This window comes from Streptomyces muensis (genome assembly GCF_021474425.1).
Taxonomy (GTDB): Bacteria; Actinomycetota; Actinomycetes; order Streptomycetales; family Streptomycetaceae; genus Streptomyces; species Streptomyces muensis.
Genome location: NZ_JAKEIP010000145.1, coordinates 1 through 21,213, shown reverse-complemented (window position 1 = coordinate 21,213; position 21,213 = coordinate 1). Strand labels below are relative to the sequence as shown.

General features: G+C 73.8%; 10 protein-coding genes. 2 read left to right on the top strand and 8 right to left on the bottom strand.

Features of this window, described 5'->3' with window-relative positions; all coding sequences use genetic code 11:
• The 5 genes from L0P92_RS28140 to L0P92_RS28120 form a co-directional block, all read right to left on the bottom strand.
• The coding region (locus L0P92_RS28140; RefSeq protein ID WP_234765855.1) for a type I polyketide synthase at window positions 1-10,312 on the bottom strand (10,312 nt) is incomplete at its 3' end.
• 209 nt (window positions 10,313-10,521) lie between these two features.
• The gene (locus tag L0P92_RS28135; protein ID WP_234765854.1) at window positions 10,522-12,111 is read right to left on the bottom strand and encodes an aspartate aminotransferase family protein; all 1,590 of its coding nucleotides are present in this window, start codon (window positions 12,109-12,111) and stop codon (window positions 10,522-10,524) included.
• Window positions 12,108-14,501 (bottom strand): ATP-binding protein, encoded by a 2,394-nt coding sequence (locus tag L0P92_RS28130; protein ID WP_234765853.1) that lies wholly within the window; start codon window positions 14,499-14,501, stop codon window positions 12,108-12,110. The genes L0P92_RS28135 and L0P92_RS28130 overlap by 4 nt, the downstream gene beginning before the upstream one ends.
• A 138-nt stretch (window positions 14,502-14,639) precedes the next feature.
• Window positions 14,640-15,635, bottom strand: coding sequence for a ketoacyl-ACP synthase III family protein (locus L0P92_RS45525; protein WP_234765852.1), 996 nt, complete (start codon window positions 15,633-15,635; stop codon window positions 14,640-14,642).
• A gap of 48 nt (window positions 15,636-15,683) precedes the next feature.
• Window positions 15,684-16,475 (bottom strand): thioesterase II family protein, encoded by a 792-nt coding sequence (locus L0P92_RS28120; RefSeq protein ID WP_308289765.1) that lies wholly within the window; start codon window positions 16,473-16,475, stop codon window positions 15,684-15,686.
• A gap of 162 nt (window positions 16,476-16,637) precedes the next feature.
• On the opposite strand from L0P92_RS28120, the gene L0P92_RS28115 reads away from it, so the two are divergent.
• Together L0P92_RS28115 and ku are read left to right on the top strand one after the other, a co-directional pair.
• Window positions 16,638-17,546 carry a quinone oxidoreductase family protein gene (locus tag L0P92_RS28115; RefSeq protein ID WP_234765851.1) on the top strand — a complete coding sequence of 303 codons (909 nt, stop codon included), beginning with the start codon at window positions 16,638-16,640 and terminating at the stop codon, window positions 17,544-17,546.
• 242 nt (window positions 17,547-17,788) lie between these two features.
• Window positions 17,789-18,802, top strand: coding sequence for a non-homologous end joining protein Ku (ku, locus tag L0P92_RS28110; protein WP_234765850.1), 1,014 nt, complete (start codon window positions 17,789-17,791; stop codon window positions 18,800-18,802).
• Between the two features lie 17 nt (window positions 18,803-18,819).
• On the opposite strand, the gene L0P92_RS28105 is transcribed toward ku, so the two are convergent.
• The 3 genes from L0P92_RS28105 to L0P92_RS28095 form a co-directional block, all read right to left on the bottom strand.
• Window positions 18,820-19,941 (bottom strand): alcohol dehydrogenase catalytic domain-containing protein, encoded by a 1,122-nt coding sequence (locus tag L0P92_RS28105; RefSeq protein WP_234765849.1) that lies wholly within the window; start codon window positions 19,939-19,941, stop codon window positions 18,820-18,822.
• Window positions 19,942-20,027: 86 nt separating this feature from the next.
• Window positions 20,028-21,035 carry an ROK family protein gene (locus tag L0P92_RS28100; RefSeq protein WP_234765848.1) on the bottom strand — a complete coding sequence of 336 codons (1,008 nt, stop codon included), beginning with the start codon at window positions 21,033-21,035 and terminating at the stop codon, window positions 20,028-20,030.
• On the bottom strand, window positions 21,032-21,213 hold a 182-nt coding region (locus tag L0P92_RS28095), incomplete at its 5' end, for a hypothetical protein (RefSeq protein ID WP_234765847.1). The genes L0P92_RS28095 and L0P92_RS28100, both read right to left, overlap by 4 nt.

The window sequence follows — 21,213 nt, the reverse complement described above, 5'->3', positions numbered from 1 at the left end:
CCCCCTCCCCCGCCTCCACCGCAGCCATCGCCCCACCAGAACGCGCCGACTGCATCAACCGACCACGCTCCGCCACCACCACACACGCATCCGCCAGACCCAACACCCCCGACACATGCGCAGCCACCACCTCACCCACCGAATGACCCAACAAGAACTGAGGCGTCACACCGTGGTGCTCGAAGAGACGGAACAGGGCCACCTCGATGGCGAACAGCGCCGCCTGCGTGTAGGCCGTCTCGTGGAGCAGCGCGGCCTCTGCGCTCCCTTCGGTGGCGAACAGGACGCTCTTCAGGGGGTGTTCGAGGCGCGCGTCGAGCTCGGCACACACCTCGTCCAGGGCCTGTGCGAAGACGGGGTGGGTGGCGTACAACTCCCTTCCCATGCCCAGGCGTTGGGACCCCTGGCCGGTGAACAGGAACGCGGTCTTGCCGGCCTTCTTCACGCGTCCGCGCACCACCCGGGGCGAGGACGTCCCGTGTGCCAGGGCGTCCAGCGCGTCGAGAAGGGCGGCCCGGTCGTTGCCGAGTACGGCGGCGCCGTGGTTCATGACGGCGCGCCCGGTGGCCAGGGAGTGGGCGACGTCGGCCGGGGCGAGCTCGGGGTGCTCGCCGAGGTGGGCGTGCAGCCGTTCCGCCTGCTCGCGCAGGGCGTCCGGGGTGCGAGCCGTCAGGATCCAGGGAACCGTGGTTCCCGGGTCGGGGGTGCTGTCCGCAACCGACGCTGCCGACAACGCCGACTCGGGCGCCTCTTCGATGATGACGTGGGCGTTGGTGCCGCTGATCCCGAAGGACGAGACACCGGCGCGGCGGGGCCGTCCCTCGGCGGGCCACTGCCGCTGCTCGGTCAGCAGGGTCAGCGCACCGGACTCCCAGTCGACGTGCTTCGAAGGCTCGTCCACGTGCAGGGTCCTGGGCAGCACGCCGTGGCGCATGGCCTGCACTATCTTGATGATCCCGCCGACACCGGCCGCAGCCTGGGCATGCCCGATGTTGGACTTCAACGACCCGAGCCACAAGGGCCGATCCCCATCAGGCCGCTCCTGACCGTAGGTGTTCAGCAAGGCCTGCGCCTCGATCGGGTCACCCAGCGTCGTACCGGTCCCGTGCGCCTCCACCACGTCCACATCAGCCGCGCCCAGCCGCGCGTTCGCCAGCGCCTCGCGGATCACCCGCTCCTGCGACGGACCGTTAGGCGCCGTCAACCCATTGCTCGCACCGTCCTGATTCACCGCCGAACCCCGCACCACCGCCAACACCGTGTGCCCGTTGCGACGCGCATCCGACAACCGCTCCACCAACAGCAGACCAGCACCCTCCGACCAGCCCGTACCGTCCGCCGAAGCCGAGAACGCCTTGCACCGGCCATCGGCAGAGAGCCCCCGCTGGCGGGAGAACTCGACGAACGTCGTCGGCTGTGCCATGACGGTGACGCCTCCGGCGAGCGCGAGGTCGCACTCACCGCTGCGCAGCGCGTTGGCCGCCAGGTGCAGCGCGACCAGCGACGACGAGCACGCCGTGTCGACGGTCATCGCGGGCCCTTCGAGGCCGTAGGTGTAGGCGATGCGGCCGGACAGGACGCTGGAGAGGTTGCCGGCGAGCAGGAAGCCCTCGAACTCGCCCGCGGAGGACGCGATCCGGGCGGCGTAGTCGTCGTACATCGCGCCGGTGAAGACGCCGGTGCGTGAACCCCTGAGCGAACCCGGGTCCACCCCCGCGCTCTCGAACGCCTCCCACGCCGTCTCCAACAACAACCGCTGCTGCGGATCCACCGCCGTCGCCTCACGCGGCGACATCCCGAAGAACTCCGGATCAAACAGATCCGCATCATGCAAAAACCCACCATGCCGCGTATAACTCGTCCCCGGCCGCTCCGGATCCGGATCGAACAACCCCTCCAGATCCCACCCCCGATTCGACGGAAACCCACTGACCGCATCCACCCCATCGGCCACCAACCGCCACAACCCCTCCGGCGACACCACCCCACCCGGAAAACGGCACGCCATCCCCACGATCGCGATCGGCTCGTCGGTCCCGCCGCGGGGCCGGGTGTGTGCGGTGCCGGCCGGCTTCTTCTGCTCGGCGACGCGTTCCAGGAGGTAGGCGGCCACGGCGCCAGGCGACGGGTGGTCGAAGACGAGGGTGGAGGGCAGCCGCAGGCCGGTGGTCCGGGTGAGCTGGTTGCGCAGTTCGACGGCGGCCATGGAGTCGAAGCCGATGTCGTTGAAGGCCCGCTCGGGGGCGATGGCACCGGCGCCGGTGTGGCCCAGGACGGCGGCGACCCTGCCGCGTACGAGGTCGAGGACCGCCTCCTGGCGGGCGTCGGCGGGGAGTGCGGCGATGCCGCGTGCCCAGTCGGACGCGGCCCTGGCGGTCGACCGGGCCGTGGCCGCGGTCCGCCGGGTGCGCGGTGCGAGGTCGCGCAGCAGCGGGTGCGTCACATCGGCCGCCGTGGTGGCCGGCCGCAGCGGTACGGGGGCCAGGACCGGGGTGTCCGTGGTCAGGGCCGCGTCGAACAGGGCGAGGCCCCGTTCGGGGGTGAGCGCGGTGATGCCCGCGCGTTCCCAGCCGGCGACCTCGGCGTCGGTGAGTCCCGCGCCCATGCCGTGGGCGGTGTCCCACAGGCCCCAGGCGAGGGAGGTCGCGGGCAGGCCGTGGGCCCGGCGGTGCTGCGCCAGGGCGTCCAGCGAGGTGTTGGCGGCCGCGTAGTTGGCCTGTCCCGCGGTGCCGAGGAGCCCGGAGACCGAGGAGAACAGCACGAACGCGCGCAGGTCGAGGCCGTCGGTCAGTTCGTGCAGATGCCGGGCGGCGTCCGCCTTGGGGGCCAGGACGGCGTCGAGCCGCTCAGGGGTGAGCGACGGGACGGTCACGTCGTCCAGGACGCCGGCGGTGTGCACGACGGCGGTCAGCGGCCGGTCCCGGGGGACGGAGTCCAGGAGTGCGGCGAGCGCCGCGCGGTCGCTGACGTCGACCGCGGCGATCCGCACCTGTGCGCCCAAGTCGCCCAGTTCCGCGGCGAGTTCGCTCGCGCCGGGCGCGTCGGGGCCGCGTCGCCCGGCCAGCAGGAGGTGGCGTACGCCGTGTTCGGTGACCAGGTGGCGGGCGAGCAGCGCGCCGAGGCCGCCGGTGCCGCCGGTGATCAGAACCGTGCCGTCCGGGTCGAGGCCGGGCTGGTCCGGGTTCGTGCCGGAGGCGGCCGCGGCGAGCCGGGGCACCCTCAGTTCTCCGCCGCGTACGGCGATCTGCGGTTCGCCCGTGGCCAGGGCCGCGGTGAGTTCCGCGTCGCCGGAGTCGTCGTCCAGGTCGACCAGGACCAGCCGGTCGGGGTGCTCGGACTGCGCGGCGCGGACCAGGCCCCACACCGGGGCCGCGGGGAGATCGGTGACGTCCTCGCCGGGTCGCACGCCGATCGCGGACCGGGTCACCAGGGCCAGCCGGGTGTCGGTGAACCTGGCGTCGGCCAGGAACTCCTGGATCACCCGCAGGGCGCGGTGCGCTGCGACGTGCCCGCCGTCCTTGTGCGCAGGCAGGTCGTACAGGCGTACGGCGACGACGTCGGCCGGTGCGACGGCGGCGAGGTCGTCGACCGCTGCCACCCAGTCGGCGGCCGTCTCCCCCGCTGCCGCGGCGAGGACCGGCCAGCGCACCTCGTACAGCGCGGAGTCCGGCGCCGGGGCGGGCGCGGGCGTGGTGCCCCTGGCGACGGGGCGCAGCGTCAGGGCGGCCACGTCGGCCACCGGAGTGCCGGTGGTGTCGGTCAGGGAGAGGGCGAAGGTGTCGGTGCCCTGCGGGCTGACGCGGACCCGGAGTTCGGTGGCGCCGGTGGCGTGCAGGGTGACGCCTGACCAGGCGAACGGCAGCCGGATGGTGTCGTCCTGGTCGGTGGGCGCGGCAGCGAGGACCAGCGGGTGGAGCGCGGCGTCGAACAGGGCGGGGTGCAGGGCGAAGCCTGCGACGCCGTCCCGTGCGGTCTCGGGCAGCCGTATCTCGGCGTACAGGTCCTCGCCGTCGCGCCAGGCGGCCGCCAGGCCCTGGAAGGCGGGGCCGTAGCCGTAGCCGAGTTTTGCGAGCCGGGCGTAGACGTCGGTGAGCGGTTCGGGTTCCGCGGTGGCGGGCGGCCAGGGCGCGGGGTCGGTGACCGCCGGGGCGGGGGCGTCCTGCCGGGCGAGGGTGCCCGTGGCGTGCCGGGTCCACCGGCGTGGTGCGGTGTCGTCGGTGTCGGGGCTGGCGTGCACGGTGAAGGACCTGCGGCCCGAGTCGTCGGCGGCGCCGACCGTCACCTGGACACGTGTGCTCCGACCGGCTGCCAGGGGCAGCGGCGCGTGCAGCGTGAGGTCCTCGACATGCGGTGCGCTGGTCGCGTCGCCCGCGGCGACGGCGAGCTCCAGGAACGCGGTGGCCGGCAGCAGCACGGCCCCGTCGATGGCGTGGTCGGCGAGCCAGGGGTGCGTGCTCGGCGAGATACGGCTGGTGAGCACGGTGTCGTGGCTGTCGGCCAGTTCGACGACGGTGGCGAGCAGGGGGTGGTCGGCGGTGTCCAGGCCGAGGCCGCGCGGGTCGGCCGCGGGCTGGGGGGCCAGCCAGAAGTGCTCGCGCTGGAAGGGGTAGGTGGGCAGGTCCAGCAGGGCCGCGCCGGGGAAGAGGCCGGCTCCGTCTAGGGGTGCGCCGGCGGTGTGCGCGCGGGCGATGCCCTCGGCCAGGGTGGCGGTCTCGGGGCGGCCGGCGCGCAGCAGGGCGACGGTGGTGCCGTGCTCGCCGGTGGCACCGGTCTCGTCGCTGCCGTCGGCGGCGTCGAGCGCCCTGTCGACGAGCGGGGTGAGCACGGCGTCGGGGCCGAGCTCGACGAAGACGGTGCTGCCGTGGCGGGCCAGTTCCCGGGTGGCGTCCAGGAAGCGCACCGTGGCGCGGATCTGTCCGCTCCAGTAGTCCGGGGAGGTCAGTTCGGCCGGGTCGGTGAGTCTGCCGGTGACGGTGGACACCAGGGGGATGGCGGGCGGCTGGAAGGCGAGGCCGGCGGCGATCCGGCGGAACTCGTCGAGGACGCCGTCCATGTGCGGCGAGTGGAACGCATGGCTGACCTTGAGCTCGGTGGTCTTGCGCCCGCGCGCCCGCCAGGTCTCGGCGACGGCCCGCGCGGTGTCGGCGTCGCCGGAGATCACCACGGAGCCCGGGCCGTTGACGGCGGCGATCGACACCGCGTCCTCGTGCCCGGCCAGCGTGCCCCGCACTTCCTCCTCGTCGGCCTGTACGGCGATCATGGCGCCGCCCTCGACGGCCGAGGCCATCAGGCGGGCCCTGGCGGTCACCAGGGCGGCGGCGTCGTCGAGGGTGAGCACCCCGGCGACATGGGCGGCGGCGAGCTCGCCGATGGAGTGGCCGGCCACGAAGTCCGGTGTCATGCCGTGGTGGTCGAGGAGCCTGAAAAGGGAGACCTCCAGGGCGAACAGCGCGGGCTGGGTGTAGGCGGTCAGATGCAGCAGAGCGGCGTCCGGGTCGCCTTCGGCGGCGAACATCACCTCGCGCAGGGGCCGTTCCAGTCGACCGGCGAACGCGGCGCACACCTCGTCCAGCGTGGCGGCGAAGACCGGGTCGGCGGCGTACAACTCCCGTCCCATGCCGTGGCGTTGGGCACCCTGACCGGTGAACAGGAACGCGGTGCGGCCTGTCTCGACGGCCCGGCCGGTGACGAGGTTCGGTGCCGTGTCACCCGCGACCAGCGCCTCGACGGCGGTGAGCCGTTCGGCGAGGGTGTCGCCGAGGACGGCGGCGCGTTCCTCGAAGGCGGTGCGGGTGACGGCCAGGGACCGGCCGACGGCGGCCTCGTCGTCGGCCGGTCCGATCCGGGCGCGCAGCCGGGCGGCCTGCGCGCGCAGCGCCGGGACGTCACGGGCGGACAGCAGCCAGGGCGCCGGGATCCGAGTGGACGGGCCCGGCTCGGGCTCGGTGTCCGGCTCGGCGGCGGGGTCGTGTTCCAGGACGACATGGGCGTTGGTGCCGCTGATTCCGAAGGAGGAGACGGCGGCACGGCGCGGGCGGCCGCCGGTGTCGGGCCAGGCCGTGGTGTCGGTCAGCAGCGAGACCTGGCCGGCGGACCAGTCCACGTGCGGTGACGGCTCGTCCACGTGCAGGGTTCTGGGCAGCACGCCGTGCCGCATGGCCTGCACCATCTTGATGACACCGCCGACACCGGCCGCCGCCTGGGCGTGCCCGATGTTCGACTTCAGCGAGCCGAGGTGGAGCGGTGTGCCGGCGTCCCGTCCGCTGCCGTAGGTGGCCATGATCGCCTCGGCCTCGATGGGGTCGCCGAGCCGGGTGCCGGTGCCGTGGGCCTCGACGGCGTCCACGTCGGCGGCTCTGATGCGGGCGTCGGCCAGGGCCTGGCGGATGACCGCGCGCTGGGCCAGTCCGCTGGGCGCGGTCAGGCCGTTGCTCGCGCCGTCCTGGTTGACGGCGGAGCCCCGGATGACGGCGAGGACCCGGTGGCCGTTGCGGCGGGCGTCGGAGAGCCGCTCGACCAGCAGCATGCCCACTCCCTCGCCCCAGCCGGTGCCGTCGGCGGCGGCGGCGAAGGACTTGCAGCGTCCGTCGGGGGCGAGGCCACGCTGGCGGGAGAACTCCACGAACATGCCGGGCGAGGACATGACGGTGGCGCCGCCGGCCAGGGCCAGGTTCGTCTCGCCGCTGCGCAGCGACCGGATCGCCAGATGCAGGGCGACCAGAGAGGACGAGCAGGCCGTGTCGACCGTCACCGCCGGGCCGAGGAGGCCGAGTTGATAGGCGACGCGCCCCGACATCACGCTGGAGGTGCTGCCGGTGAGGACGTGGCCGTGGACGCTGTGCGGGGCGTCCTGAAGGCGGGGCCCGTACTCCAGGGCCGTGGCGCCGACGAAGACGCCGGTGCGGGTGCCGTGCAGGGACGCGGGCAGCACGCCGGCGCGTTCGACGGCCTCCCAGGAGGTCTCCAGCAGCAGCCGCTGCTGCGGGTCCATGGCCAGCGCCTCGCGCGGCGAGATCCCGAAGAAGGCGGCGTCGAACTCACCGGCGTCGTGCAGGAATCCGCCGTGGCGTACGGCGCTCTTGCCGGGCCGCTCGGGGTCGGGGTCGTACAGGTCGATGTCCCAGCCGCGGTTGTCGGGGAACACGGAGACGGCGTCGGCCTCGTCGACGAGGAGCCGCCACAGGTCCTCCGGTGAGGTGACGTCGCCGGGGTAGCGGCAGGCCATGCCGATGATCGCGATCGGCTCGTCCCCGGCGGCACCGGCTCCTTCGGGGCCGGTCTCCTCGGCGCCGAGGAGTTCGGCGGTGACGTACTCGGCGAGGGCGGCGGGCGTGGGGTGGTCGAAGAGTGCTCCGGTGGGCAGCCGGAGGCCGGTGGCGGTGGCCAGGGCGGAGCGCAGTTCGGTGAGCATCAGGGAGCTGAAGCCCAGCTCGCCGAAGGCGGTGCGCGGGGCGACGGGCTCCTCGGGCGGGTAGGCCAGTACGGCCCTGATCTGTGCGTCGACGAGATCGCGTACGGCTCGTTCGCGGTCGGCGGCGGACAGACCGGCCAGGCGGGCGCCGAGCTCACCGCGCGGGCTCCGCTCGCCTTCGGTGTCCCCCGGGTCGGCGTGGGTGACCGGCTCGGCTGCCGGGGCGGGCGTGGTCGGGCCGGTCCGACGGCTGGTGTCCAGCCAGTGGTGCCTGCGCTGGAAGGCGTAGGTGGGCAGGTCGACCCGGCGGGCGCCCCGCGCCTCGTACAGCGCGCCCCAGTCGACGTCGGTGCCGTGGACGAACGCGGTGGCCAGCGCGGTCAGCAGGCTCTGTGTCTCGGGCCGTTGACGGCGCAGCACGGCGACGGCCGTGGCCGCGTCGGGGTCCCGGAGGCTGTCGTGGGCGAGCGCGGACAGGACGCTGTCGGGTCCGACCTCGACGAAGGTCGTGACGCCCGCGGCCTCCAGGGCGCGGATGCCGTCGGCGAAGCGGACGGTCTGCCGGATGTGCCGGACCCAGTACCCGGGCGAGGTCAGTTCCCGCGCGTCGGCGAGCGCACCGGTGACGTTGGAGACCACGGGAATGGTCGGGGCGTGGTAGGTGAGCCGGGCGGCGGCGTCGTGGAACTCCTCCAGGACGTCGTCCATGTGCGGCGAGTGGAAGGCGTGGCTGACGGTGAGCCGCGTGGTCTTGCGGCCCTGCGCGCGCAGCCGCTCGGCGACGGCCTCCGCCGCCTCGGCGTCACCGGAGATCACGGTGGAGTGCGGGGAGTTGACGGCGGCGACGGCCACCTTCCCGCGGTGGTCCGCGAGAAGGGCGGCGACCTCGTCCTCCGTGGCCTGGACGGCGATCATGGCGCCGCCTGCGACGGCGGACTGCATCAGCCGGGCGCGGGCGGTGATCAGCGCGGCCGCGTCGGCCAGGTCGAGGACGCCGGCCACATGGGCGGCCGTGACCTCGCCCACCGAGTGGCCCGCCACGTGGTCCGGGCGGACGCCGAGGGACTCCAGCAGCCGGAAGAGGGCCACCTCCACGGCGAACAGGGCGGGCTGTGTGTGCGCCGTCTCGTCCAGGCCGTCACCGGTGCGCACGGTGTGGGCCACCGACCGGTCCAGATACGGGTCGAGGGCGGCGGCCACCTCGTCGAACGCGGCCGCGTAGACGGGGAAGTCCTGGTACAGCCGCTGTCCCATGCCGATGTGCTGGGCGCCCTGCCCGGTGAACAGGAAGGCCGTACGGCCCTCGCGGACGCTGCCGGTGACCACGGCGGGCGAGGGAGAGTTCTGGGCCAGGGCGGCGGTGCCCGCGAGCAGCCCCGGCGCGTCGGGCGCGAGGACGACGGCGCGATGGCGCAGGACGGCCCGGGTGCGGGCCAGGGACCAGCCGACGTCGACGGGCGAGGGGTCGGTGGCGGCGGCGAAGGTGTGCAGGCGGTCCGCCTGGGCGCGCAGGGCGCCCTGGTCGGCCCCCGAGATCACCCAGGGCAGCACCGACGGCACGGTGCCGGCCGGCCGTGGCTCCGCGACGTCCGCGGCCGGGAACTCGGCGAGCACGACGTGGCAGTTGGTGCCGCCCATGCCGAAGGAGCTGACGCCGGCCACCAGGGGACGCCGGGGGTCGGGCCACGCGGTGAGCTCGGTCTGCACGTCCAGTCCGAGCTCGCCCAGGTTGATGGCGGGGTTGGGGGTCTCGAAGTTCAGGCTCGGCGGCAGCTCACGGTGGTGGATGCTCAGCAGGGTCTTGATGAGTCCGGCGATGCCGGCCGCGCCCTCCAGGTGCCCGATGTTGGTCTTGACCGAGCCGACGCGCAGCGCGTCGCCCACCGGTCGGCCGGCGCAGGCGCCGAGCGCCGAACCCAGCGCCGCGGCCTCGATGGGGTCGCCGACCGGGGTGCCGGTGCCGTGCAGTTCGACGTACTGCACGTCCTCGACGGCGAGGCCGGCCCGTTCCCGGGCGGTGCGCAGAAGCTGCTCCTGGGCGACCCTGCCCGGCACGGTCAGATGGGTGGTGGCGCCGTCGTTGTTGACCGCGCTGCCGCGGATGACGCCGTAGATCCGGTCGCCGTCGGCGCGTGCCTGCCGGAGCGTCTTGAGTACGACGACGCCGCCGCCCTCGCCGGGCACGAAGCCGTTGGCGCGCGCGTCGAAGGTGTACGTGGTCCCGTCCGGGGACAGGGCGCCGAAGAGCGACTCGGTGACGGTGTGCTCGGCGAGCAGGTTGAGGTTCACACCGGCGGCGAGCGCGGCGGTGGACTCGCCGCCGCGCAGGCTCTCACAGGCCAGGTGCACGGCGACGAGGGAGGAGGACTGGGCGGAGTCCACGGTCATGCTCGGCCCGCGCAGCCCCAGGTGGTGGGAGACACGGTTGGCGATCAGACCGCGGTTCACCCCGGTCATCGTGTGCTGGGTGAGGGCCTCGGTGCCGTGCTGGTGGACCAGCGTGGTGTAGTCGTCGCGCAGGGTCCCCACGAACACGGCGGTCCTGCTGTCCCGCAGGGTCGCCGGGACGATGCCCGCGTCCTCCAGGGCCTCCCAGGCCAGTTCCAGGACGAGCCGCTGCTGCGGGTCCATGGCGGCGGCCTCGCGGGGCGAGACGGCGAAGAAGGCGGCGTCGAAACCGCCGACGTCCGGCAGGAAGCCACCGCGGGTGATCGCGGCGGGCACCGCCGGGTCGAAGCGGCCCTCGGGCACGTCGGTGATGGCGCTGGTGCCGCTGCGCAGCAGCTCCCAGAACGCCTCGGTGGACGCGGCTCCGGGGAACCGGCAGGAGAGCCCCACGACGGCGATCGGCTCGTCGCGCTCGGGAGAGCCGTCAACGGCCGCCGGACCATGCTCGCTCATCATGAACTTCCGCTGCCCTTTCACTACTGGATTCCCATGCGGGCCGCTCCCGCGTTTCGGACGTCGAAATGCACGGGTCGGCTTCAGCGCGGAGAAGAAAAGGTGCCGCATATCGGAAAGGCGGCCCCTGTCGCATTGTGTGCGGGCGTGTTCCAACGCCCGCACACCACGCGGTAATCGAACGGCTCACCCAGCGGTGAGGAACGCGTTCAGGAGGCGAGGACCAGACGGTGGCCCGCCTGCTCGCGCAGCAGCGCGCACACGTCCCTCAGGGCGTGCTCCAGGCGGTCGATCTCCTCGTCGGTGAGCAGCACGGACGGCTCGAAGCGCAGGGTGTGCACCGCGCTGGCGGTCGGGAAGGTCCGGATGGCGTGCGCGTGCAGCAGGTGTCCGGCGATCACATAGCCGAACATCGAGGAGCGGGCCGCCTCCCGCAGCGTGTCGTCGGTGGCCTCGGACTGGTCGTGGAACTCGAAGCCCAGCATCAGGCCGTGTCCGCGTACGTCCTTGACCACGTCGGGGAAGTCGGTGCGGATCCCGCGCAGCATGCCGGCCAGCGCGGCGCCGCGTTCCCGTGCGAGTCGGTAGCCCTGTCCGCCGTCGGCCTCCAGCATCTGAAGGACCTTCAGGGCGATGTGGCAGGAGAAGCTGTCCTTGGCGAAGGTCGAGCTGTGCAGCAGCTCGAACTCCGGGCGGTAGCGCCCTTCGCGGACCAGTGTCACGGACGCCTTGGCGAGGCCGCCGCCGAGGGACTTGGCGAACACGTAGTAGTCGCCGCGCAGGCCCAGCCGGGTGGCGCCCAGGAAGTCGCCGGTGCGGCCCATGCCGCTCTGGATCTCGTCGATGACCACGGGGCAGTCGGCCTCTTCGGCGAACGCCTTGATCTCCTGGGCGAACGCGCGCGACAGCGGCCGGATGCCGCCCTCGCCCTGGATCGGCTCCAGCAGGACGGCGCAGATCGTGTGGTGGTCGCGTTCGACGAGCCGGACGCCGCCGTCCGCCACGGTCAGCTGAAGGAGCGTGCCCCGCTCGTCCTGGAGCAGCTCCTTCAGCGCCTCCGGGTGATCGCAGGGCACGAACCGGGCCTGCGCGCCCAGTGCCGAGAACGGGGTGCGGTAGGCCTCGTTGTGGGTCAGCTGGACGCTGCCCATCAGCTTGCCGTGGAAGCCCGACTTCAGCGCCACGAACACCGGGGGCTTGGCACGCCGCCGCTGGTTGCGGCGGTCGATCTCGGCGATCAGGAGGTCGAGCGCGTCCTGTCCGGCGGCGGGCCGGGGCAGGCCGAGACGGGCGCCCAGGCCCTCGGGCACGGTGGCCGTCCCCGCCCGTACTTCCTCCCGCACCCGCCGGGTGCTCGCCTCGATCTCCTCGAAGACCGCCGAGAGACGCAGCACCCGGTCCAGTTCGGCATGCTTGATGGCCGCTTCGATGCCCTCGGCTCCGCTGTTGGCGAAGGTGGCGTAGTACGGCTCGTCGGATCCGGTCTCGCGTCGGATGATCCGGTTGAGTTCCGCGGCCAGCTGGTTGGCGTACGGATGTGAGGAGAACTGTGCGAGCACGGGGGTCTGTTCGTCGAGGAGTTCCCGGGCTCGGGCGACGATGTCGGGATGGTTGTGCCCGAAGATGAGCGCGCCGTAGCCGGCGGCGTAGTCGAGAACGGGGATCGGCTCGCCGTTCGCGCCCTGCCGGTAAAGCGTGTTGCCGCTCGCGCTCACGTACTCGACGTCCAGACCGGCCGTGGAAAGCAGCCGGCGCAAATTGGGTTCGGCGAGCTCGCGGGCCACGGATTCGGAATTCATGCCACTCCTTTTCGGGCGCCCTGGAGATGCGTCCTGACATCGTGTTCCAGGGCGTCCCAGCGGACGGTCATACGGAAGTCATTCCGCGGGGCCGGTGGCGGAGTGGGCGCCGGATTACCGGGTGCGTGCTTGGGCCGCTGCCGGCGGGCCGCCGACAGCAGCAGTTCCACCAGGTGCTCCCCGGTGGCGCCGGTCGGCTGCACCAGGGTGAGGGAGGAGGCGTGGCTGCGGCCGCCCGCCCAGGTGGGCCGGCGAAGCAGCAGTTCCGGTGTCGCGGCGGCGACCACGAACAGGCGTCCCGAGCCGGTGGAGCCGACCAGTTCCTCGATGGTGTCCAGGACCCGGTCGTCGGCGCGGTGGAGGTCGTCGACGCACAGCACCAGCAGCATGTGCCGGGCGGCGGCGAGGAACAGGTCCCGCCAGGCCGCGAGGACGTCGCCCGTCGGGTCCGCGCCGCCGCCCGACAGCGCCTGCTGTGCGGCGTCGAGCGCCGGGGCCAGCAGCGGGGCGAGCCGGGACGACAGGCGCTGCGCCGCCGTGCCCGAGCCGAGGACCTCGCGCACCCGGCCCGCCAGGGCCTCGCGGGCGGACTCCGCCGTGTCGCCGGCGTCGATGCCGCAGAACGCCGCGAGGATCTCGGCCGGTGCCTTCAGGGGGTGGCCGGCGGGTGTCGCCGGCGCAGTGCCGGTCAGGAACAGCGGCGCGTCGGGGCGGCTGCCCGCCCACCTGCCGAACTCCCTGAGCAGTTCGCTCTTTCCGGTGCCGCTCTCGCCGAAGACCGTGACCAGATGGGGCACCACATGGCGCCGGGTCCGCTTGAGCAGGCCCTGGAGGACTTCCCGTTCATGGGTCCGGCCGGCATCCGTGCCGTCGGCGAGATGCCGCTCACGCACCTCGATCGCCTGCCACGAGGCGGGCGAGACGGTGGTGGGGAGGTAGAGGACGGCGCTCTCGGTGGCCGTACGGACGGCGTCGCTGGCCCACACCTGTCCGGCCGGCACCTCCGCCAGCAGGAACTGGGACTCGTCGAGCGCCGCGCCGACCACCGTCGGCGGGCCGTCCTGGCCGCGGCGGCGCAGCAGCACCTCCCCCCTGGTGACGCAGACGTGCACGGTCAGCCGCAGCTGCTCGGCGCCGCGGGGCGTGGCGACGTCCAGGACGTCACGCACGGCGAGGGCTGCCAGGGTGGCCTTGCGGACGTCCTCCTCGCCCGGTTCGTCCATGCCGAACACGGCCAGGGACACCGATCCCAGGCTGGCCGTGACGGTCCCGCCGAAGCGTTCGATCTGCGCCCTGACCAGTTCGGCGGCGCCGTCCAGCAGTTCGTCCAGGTCGTCGCGGGCCTCGGCGCCCGCCGCCGGGGCGAGCCGCGTCCGCACGGAGACCACGCTGACCGTACGGCGGTCGCTGACGGCGTGCGGCGCCCGGGCACCGGAGGAGTCGGGGACGCGGGGGGCCGGAACGCGAGGGGCCGGTACGCCGGCGGCCGGGAGGGCGGCGTCGGAGACGGGGGCATCCGGGACGGGGGCGTCGGGAACGGCCGGTGCGGGCGTGTCCTCGGCGGGCTCCGGTCGAGGGCGCAGCCGGGCACTGGGCCGTACGTCCTCCGTGTCCCCTCCGGCGAAGGCCCTGCGGTGGTCGGGGCGGTCCATCGACAGGGACGGATCCTGGGTGAGGATCGCCTGTTGCAGCTGCTGCAGGCCCCGGCCGGGCTCCAGGCCCAGGTTCTCCACCAGCGCCGCACGCACATGGCTGTAGGTGTTGAGGGCGTCGGCCTGCCGCCCGCACCGGTACAGCGCGAGCATCAGCTGCGCGGAGGCCCGCTCCCGCAGCGGCTCGGCCTGCACCAGGGTCTCCAGCTCGGCCAGGATCTCGTAGTGGCAGCCGCAGAGCAGCTGGGCCTCGAAGTAGTCCTCGGTGACATCGAGCCGGGTGCTCTGCACGGCGGCCAGTTCGGGCCAGTCCAGGCCCGCCTCCACCAGGTCGGCCAGGGCCGGGCCCCGCCACAGGGCCAGTGCCTCGCGCAGCAGCGCGGCCGCCGCCGGGGCGTCGCCCTCGGCCTGTTTCCTCCTGCCGAGGCCCACCCACTTGTGGAACAGGTGCAGGTCCACCTGTTCGGGGTCGACGCGCAGCATGTAGCCGGGTGCCTGGGTCAGCAGCGCCGGTGCCTCGCCGTCGTCACGATGCGAGGCGAGCACACCGCGCAGCCCGTAGACCGCGTTCTGCAGGATCTTCCGGGCGGTCGTCGGTGCCTCCTCCACGCCCCACAGGGCGTTCAGCAACCGGCTGGTGGCCACCACCCGGTTGGCCTGGAGCAGCAGGTAGCCGAGGGTGGCACGCTGTTTCGTGCCGCCGAGAGCAACGGTCTGCTCGTCGGCGGTGACCTCCATCGGACCCAGTAACCGGAATTGCATCGTTCCCCCAGATCGACACCCGCTCGGTCAAAATCCGGTCACCATGCTGCAAGGGAGCGATCCAACCCCACACAAATCTGATACAAGCTCCAACCAAAAGGCCTCACTCGGCTGTCAGAGGACCTCCAGCACCGCGCACCCGAGGCTGCCGCCGAAACCGTCCCCGACCAGCACCACCTTGTCCCCCGCACCGAGCGCGGCGGACCCCAGCAGATGGGCCAGACCCGCGGCCTGGTCACCGGACGGCAGATGCCCGATCCCGTTGCCCCAGTCCCAGGTGGTCCGTTTCTCGTCGATGCCCAACGCCGCACGCCGGTCCCAGCGTTGCAGCCCCGAACCCAGGTGCGGGAAGACGAACCGCGCGATGTCGTCGACACCGAGCCCGGCGTCCGCCAGGGCGTCCGCCATGACCTCGCGCTCCCGGTCGGCGAGCAGCTCGGCGAGCCGGGCCTGTTCCGCCTCGGGGCCGGCCACCGCGTCGGGTTCCGGTGCCGGTTCGGCGTCGGGTATCCGCCACGGCAGGTCGGAGCGCAGGATCAGCCGGTGCGGCGACTCCCCCACCACCGTGGTGGCCAGGACCCGGACAAGTCCGGTGCCGGTGCGCACCACCACCGCGGTCGCGCCGTCGGCGAGCACCCGCCCGGGCCCCCTGCGGAACCGGTCGCCGCCGGGGGCCGCGGAAGCGTCGCCCGTGGTGACCAGCGCGGCCGTCATGTCCGGGGACGCGGAGAGGTACTGCGCCGCCAGATGCAGACCCACCAGACCGCTGCCCGCGCGGTCGCGGACCTCCAGCGCGGTGGCGCGCGGGCACCGCAGCGCCCGCCGTACCCCCTCCGCCCGGCAGCCGTCCGCCCGCACCGCCCAGGAAGAGGCGTGCAGCACCAGGTCCACCTCGCCGGCCGGCACGCCCGAACGGCGCCGCGCCAGGTCGGCGGCCCGCACCACGAGGCCCGGCAGCGCGCCGTCGTCCGCCACGCACACCGCGCGATAGGCGTCCCGACGGCACTGCCGGGCGTCGTACAGCCCGGCGCCGACCGCACCCCGGACGTCCTGACTGTGCCCCAGCGACATCGCGGCCGCCCCGATGAACAGACCGTCCCAGCGCGTCACACGCCTACCTCCTCGACCGCGGACGGCGCGCTCACCCGGGTCCGCACGCTATCGGCGCTCGGCCGCCGCGAGCGGCCCCACACCCGCCGAACCCAGGGCGGTGGTGACCGCCTCGGCCACCTGCGGCAGCCGGGCGTCGAGGAAGAAGTGCCCTCCTTCGAAGACCCGTGTCGTGGTGGCGGCGGTGGTCAGCTCGCCCCACGCCTTCGCCTCGGCCACCCCGACCACGGGGTCGGCGTCCGCGACCAGCACGGTGAACGGCATGTCCAGGGGCGGCCCGGGCCGCCACACGTACCCGCCGATCGCGCGGTAGTCGGCCCGCAGCGCGGGCATGACCATGTCCCGCAGCTCCGGGTCCTCCAGCACACGCGGAGTGGTGCCGCCCAGAAGACGGACGACCCGCAGGATGTCCTCGTCGGTGCGCAAGCGGTCGTACCGGGCGGGAGCGGCGGACGGCGCGCCCCGGCCGGACAGGATCAGTGCCGCGGGCCCGGGCAGCGACCGCTCGGCGAGCCGGCGGGCCACCTCGTAGGCCAGCAGGGCACCCATGCTGTGCCCGAACAGGGCATAGGGCCCCGTCTGGTCCGTCACCGGCCCGGTCAGCGCGTCGGCGAGCCGCCCGAGGTCGTCGACGGGCCGCTCGTGCCGGCGGTCCTGACGGCCGGGGTACTGCACCGCCAGCACGTCCAGCTCCGGAGCCAGGGCCCGCGCCAGCGGCAGGAAGGCGCTGGCCGCGCCGCCGGCGTGCGGGAAGCAGATCAGCCGGGGTGTCTCGGCACCCGGCCGCGGAGCCGGACCCGGCGTATCGAACCTGCGCAGCCACTCGCCCTGCACTGCCACTCCCTGGATGTCCGTGCTCCACGCCGCCCCGTGCGGCGGCCGGCCGGCCCCCAGCGTGCACCGTGCCGTTCAAAGGCCGCACAAACGCCGCACAAGTCGCCGACGTTCCCAAGGCCCGGGGAGCGACTGCGCAAGTGGCGGAAGGGACGCGATACTTGACGCATGATCGCCATCCGGTTCGACCGCTTCGGCGGCCCCGAGGTCCTTCGTCCCGTGGAGCTGCCGGCCCCGCGACCACAGCCCGGACAGACCCTGATCACGGTCGAGGCCGCGGGCGTCAACTTCGCGGACACCCATCAGACCGACGGCTCGTACCTGACCGCCGACATGCTGCCCCACGTGCCCGGCAGCGAGGTCGTGGGTCGCACACCGGACGGCCGACGCGTCCTCGCCCGCGTCTCGAACGGCTACGCCGAGCAGGTCCTGGCCGCCGACAGCGCCCTCGTGGACATCCCGGAGGACCTCCCGGCCGCCCACGCGCTCGCCCTGCTCACCCAGGGGCTGACCGCCTGGCACCTGCTGCGCACCGCCGCTCGGCTGGTCCCCGGCGAGAGGGTGGTCGTCCACTCCGCGGCCGGCGGGGTCGGCAGCCTGGCGGTGCAGCTGGCCAGGCGGTTCGGCGCCGCACGCGTCCTCGCCCAGGCGTCCACCCCCGACAAGCGGCGACTCGCCCTGGAACTCGGCGCCGACGGCATCGCCGACTACCCCCTGCCCGAGCCGGCGGACGTCGTCCTCGACGCGGTGGGCGGCGCCCTCTTCGACCAGGCCCTCGACTCCCTGGCGCTCTCGGGCCGCCTCGTCACCTACGGCAACGCGGCCCGGACGCCCTTCACCCCCCTCGACCCGGCCCGCCTCAGCCGCCTGAACGCGTCCGTCGTCGGATTCTGGCTGCGTCCCACCCTGAAGGCCCCCGGCGCCTTCGCCGAGCCCCTCCGGGAACTCCTCGCCCTCACCGCCGACGGCCGGCTCCGCCCGGTCACCGGCCCCCGTTACCCCCTGGCCCAGGCCCGGCGCGCCCACGAGGACCTGCTCGCCCGGCGCACCACCGGCAAGGTCACCCTGCACCCCTGACCGCTCAAAGCCCGCTCAAAGCCGGTGCGCCCGCATGACATACCCGCACCCGGCCCCCTTGAGTCCACGCCACCCCCGCCCTCATGATCAACCACGGCACACCACGCCCCCCTGACGTGACCGGGCCGGCCGAATCCCCCGTCGTCCCGGCCCGGTCACCACGCTCGCAGTGCCTGCGCGGCAGCGGGGGTACTCGTCCTCCGTGGTGCCCGTGAGGGTGGACGGGATGGGAGTGGTCGGTCATGGCACGTGCGATCTGGACCGGCGTGATCACCTTCGGGATGGTCAGCGTTCCGGTCGGGCTGTTCACCGCGATCGAGGACCACACGGTCCACTTCCACCAACTGCAGCGCGACACGGCCGACCGGATCCGCAACCGGCGGGTCAATGAGCGCACCGGCAAGGAAGTCGCCAGCGAGGACATCGTCAAGGGCTACGAGGCCGCCGACGGCGAGTACGTCGTCGTGGAGCCCGACGAACTGGACGAGATCGCGCCGGGCCGGTCCAGGACCATCGACATCGGCGACTTCGTGGACCTGGCCGACATCGAGCCGGTCTACTTCGACCGCACCTACTACGTCGGCCCGCGCGGCAAGGAGTACACCAAGGTCTACGAGCTGCTGCGCACCGCCCTCGCGGATGCCGGCAAGGCCGGGATCGCCACGTTCGTGATGCGCGGCAAGCAGTATCTGACCGCCCTGCGCGCGGCGGACCGGGTCCTGGTGCTGCAGACCCTGCACTGGGCGGACGAGGTCCGCGACCCCGTCGAGGAACTGCCCGACCTGCCCTCGGGCCGCACGGCCAAGGGCAGGAGATCGGGCAGCGGCAAGGACCAGGCCAAGGAACACGACATGGCGGTCCAGCTGATCGACGCGCTCAGCGCGCCCTGGGATCCGGCCCGCTATCGCGACACCTACCAGGAGAAGGTGCGGGAGCTGGTGAAGGCCAAGGCCGAGGGCGAGGAGATCGCCTCCGCCGAGGAGGCGCCCAGGGCGACCAACGTCATCGATCTGATGACGGTCCTGGAGTCGAGCCTGGAGCAGGCCGGCGGTACCGGTGGCGGCCGCCGCAAGAAGTCCGCCTCGACCGCCTCGACCCCTTCGGCCTCGTCGAAGGCCGAGCTACGGAAGCTGAGCAAGTCGGAGCTGTACGAACGGGCCTCCGACCGGAACATCACGGGCCGCTCGAAGATGAGCCGGGACGAACTGGTCGACGCCCTCGCCCGCGCCGGCCGCCGCCGCAAGAGCGCCGCCTGAGCCGCCGTACGACGGGATCACCCCCCGACCGGAGTCCGGGCGATGCCGTTCTCCAGGTCGATGACCAGGCGCAGGACGAGTTCGCCTTCGACGGTGCGGGTGCGGTCGCCGATGATCCGGTTGAGGTGGCGCACGCCGGGCTCCAGGGGCATGACGTGGGTGAGGAGCGGGTCCGCGGTGCTGTCGGCGCGCAGGGCTTCGGCGGCGGCGAGGAGCTGGGCGTTGGTGACGCCGCGGTTGCCGCTGAGGGTGAGGCTCAGGCCGGGGCGGGTGAAGGTGGTGGTGACCGGGGGCCAGGGGCCGCCGGTGCCCGCGCGGCGGACGCCGTCGAGGTCGACGCCGGGCAGCAGCGGGGTGGTGGCGAGGGGCGGGACGCCGCCGAGGGGGTGGACGGCGACCAGTCGCTCGCCGAGGGCGGTGACGGCGGCCTCGACGGCGGGCACGGTGCCGCCGCGATGGGTGGTGACCAGGAGCGCGACTCTGCCGGTGACATGCCGGTCGAGGGGGTCGCCGGCGAGGACGCTCACCGTGTGCGGGAAGTGGGCCTGGGTCCACTTGAGGCCGGCCTCCGTGCGGTGGACCACGACGACCCGGACCGTGGGGAAGAGGAAGCGGGGCGCGAGCAGGGCGGCGAGGTTGCCGGTGAGGCCGTCGCCGTGGACGACCAGGGTGTCGGGGGCCGAGGTGGCCAGGCAGGACAGGGCGTAGCGGACGACGGCGTACGGCTCGACGAGGGTGGCGCGGGTCGCCGGGAGGTCCTCGGGGAGGTGGGAGACCAGGCCGCCGCGGACGGCCGAGGCGCCGATGAGGACGCGTTGCTGGAAGAGGCCCGGCACGTTGTGGCCGAGGAGGAAGGACGGGTCGCCGGGGTGGGTGGGGTTGACGACCACCCGGTCGCCGGGCGCGAAGCCTTCGGTGCCGGGTCCGACGGCGACGACCCGGGCGGCGCCCTCGTGCCCGACGACGGGCGAGGGGTCGTCGCGGTCACGGCGCAGGATCTGGATGTCGGTGCCGCACAGGCTCACCTGCTCGGGTGCGAGCAGGAGTTCGCCCTCGCCGGGGTCCGGGGTGGGGACCTCTTCGATACGGCAGGTGGTGCCGTGGCGGACGATCGCGCGGTGGGTGGCCGAGGCCGGCATGGGGGTCCTTCCTGGGTGGTGACGGTGGACGGGGCTGGTCGCGGAGCCCGTGCCGGACGTCGCCGCACGGGTCCGCGCACCCGCCCTCACCGTTTGGTGACAGTCAGTGCGCCCCGGCTGAGCGCGACGGCGCCCGCCATCGGGTCCACCTCGCCGGGGCGGCACAGCCGCAGACCCTCGCCGGCACCGCCGCGGTCGGCGTAGCTGCGCACCTCGCCGACCTGGCGGACCAATTCGGCGCGGTAGGGGTCGCCGAGGCCCTCCGCGTAGCCGCCGCCGATGCCGACGAGGTCGATGCGGGGGTCGAGGCAGCGCAGGGTGCGCACGATCTCGGCGACCGGCTCCACGACCGTGCCGAGCAGGCGGCGGGCGGCGGGGTCGCCGGACCGGAGCCGGTCGGGGAGGGCGTCGCGGATGCCCTCGGGGTCTGGGACGCCGAGCGCGGCCGCGACATGCGGCAGGGCGGGCCCGGCGGCCAGGGCGGCGACGTGGCCGGTGCCGCCGCAGGGGCAGCTCAGGGCGCGGACGGCGGCGGGTGCGGTGGAGACGGCCGGGAGGTGGCCGACCTCGCCCTGCATGCCGTGGGCGTCGACCGGGACGGAGCGTTCGGTGAGGTCGGCGGTGCGCAGGGCGATGCCGCTGCTGACCGTGACGTACACGACGCGGCGGTGCCCGGGCCGGGCGAACCGCTCGACGAAGCTCGCGAGGCCGGCGGTGACGTCGTTGAACAGCTGCCAGCTCACGTCCGGGCGGCGGGCGGTGAGCAGGGCGCGCAGCGGGACGGGCCGGTCGGGGCCACCGCCCCAGAGCGGGCCCGAGCCGTGCAGCACGCCGTGCTCCTCGTCCATGGCGGCACCGCAGGACACCGCCACCCGGGCGTCCGCCGGCACCAGGTCGGCCAGGGTCTCGATCAGCTGCTCCAGGAGCGCCGCCGGTTCCTCGCCGGGCCGGTTGAGGATGCTGGGCGCGGGGAGCCGTACGGTCTCCCCTGGCCCGGTGCGGATCCGCAGCCAGGTCCCGCCGAGGTCGACGGCGACCTCGGTGCGTACCCGGTCCTCGCGGTCCGCCGCGTGGGCCGGGGCCCGCGTGCTCACAGCCGTATCCCCTCTGCCGGTTCGGTGCGGGCCAGGGGCCGCCGGATCTCCAGGCGGATACGGCCGTCCTGGACCTGTGCGGTGACGGCGGTCAGGTCGGCGACGCGGTACGGGGCCGGTTCGGCGGCGGGGGCGGCGACGGCGACGGGGGTGCCGCCGAACCGGCCCCGTACCGCGT

What these genes read in the sequence shown, in the direction of transcription:
- L0P92_RS28115 (WP_234765851.1), top strand. Translation starts at nt 16,638, where the DNA reads ATGATCGCCATCCGGTTCGACCGCTTCGGCGGCCCCGAGGTCCTTCGT.
- ku (WP_234765850.1), top strand. Translation starts at nt 17,789, where the DNA reads ATGGCACGTGCGATCTGGACCGGCGTGATCACCTTCGGGATGGTCAGC.
- L0P92_RS28130 (WP_234765853.1), bottom strand. Translation starts at nt 14,501, where the DNA reads ATGGAGGTCACCGCCGACGAGCAGACCGTTGCTCTCGGCGGCACGAAA.
- L0P92_RS28135 (WP_234765854.1), bottom strand. Translation starts at nt 12,111, where the DNA reads ATGAATTCCGAATCCGTGGCCCGCGAGCTCGCCGAACCCAATTTGCGC.
- L0P92_RS28105 (WP_234765849.1), bottom strand. Translation starts at nt 19,941, where the DNA reads ATGCCGGCCTCGGCCACCCACCGCGCGATCGTCCGCCACGGCACCACC.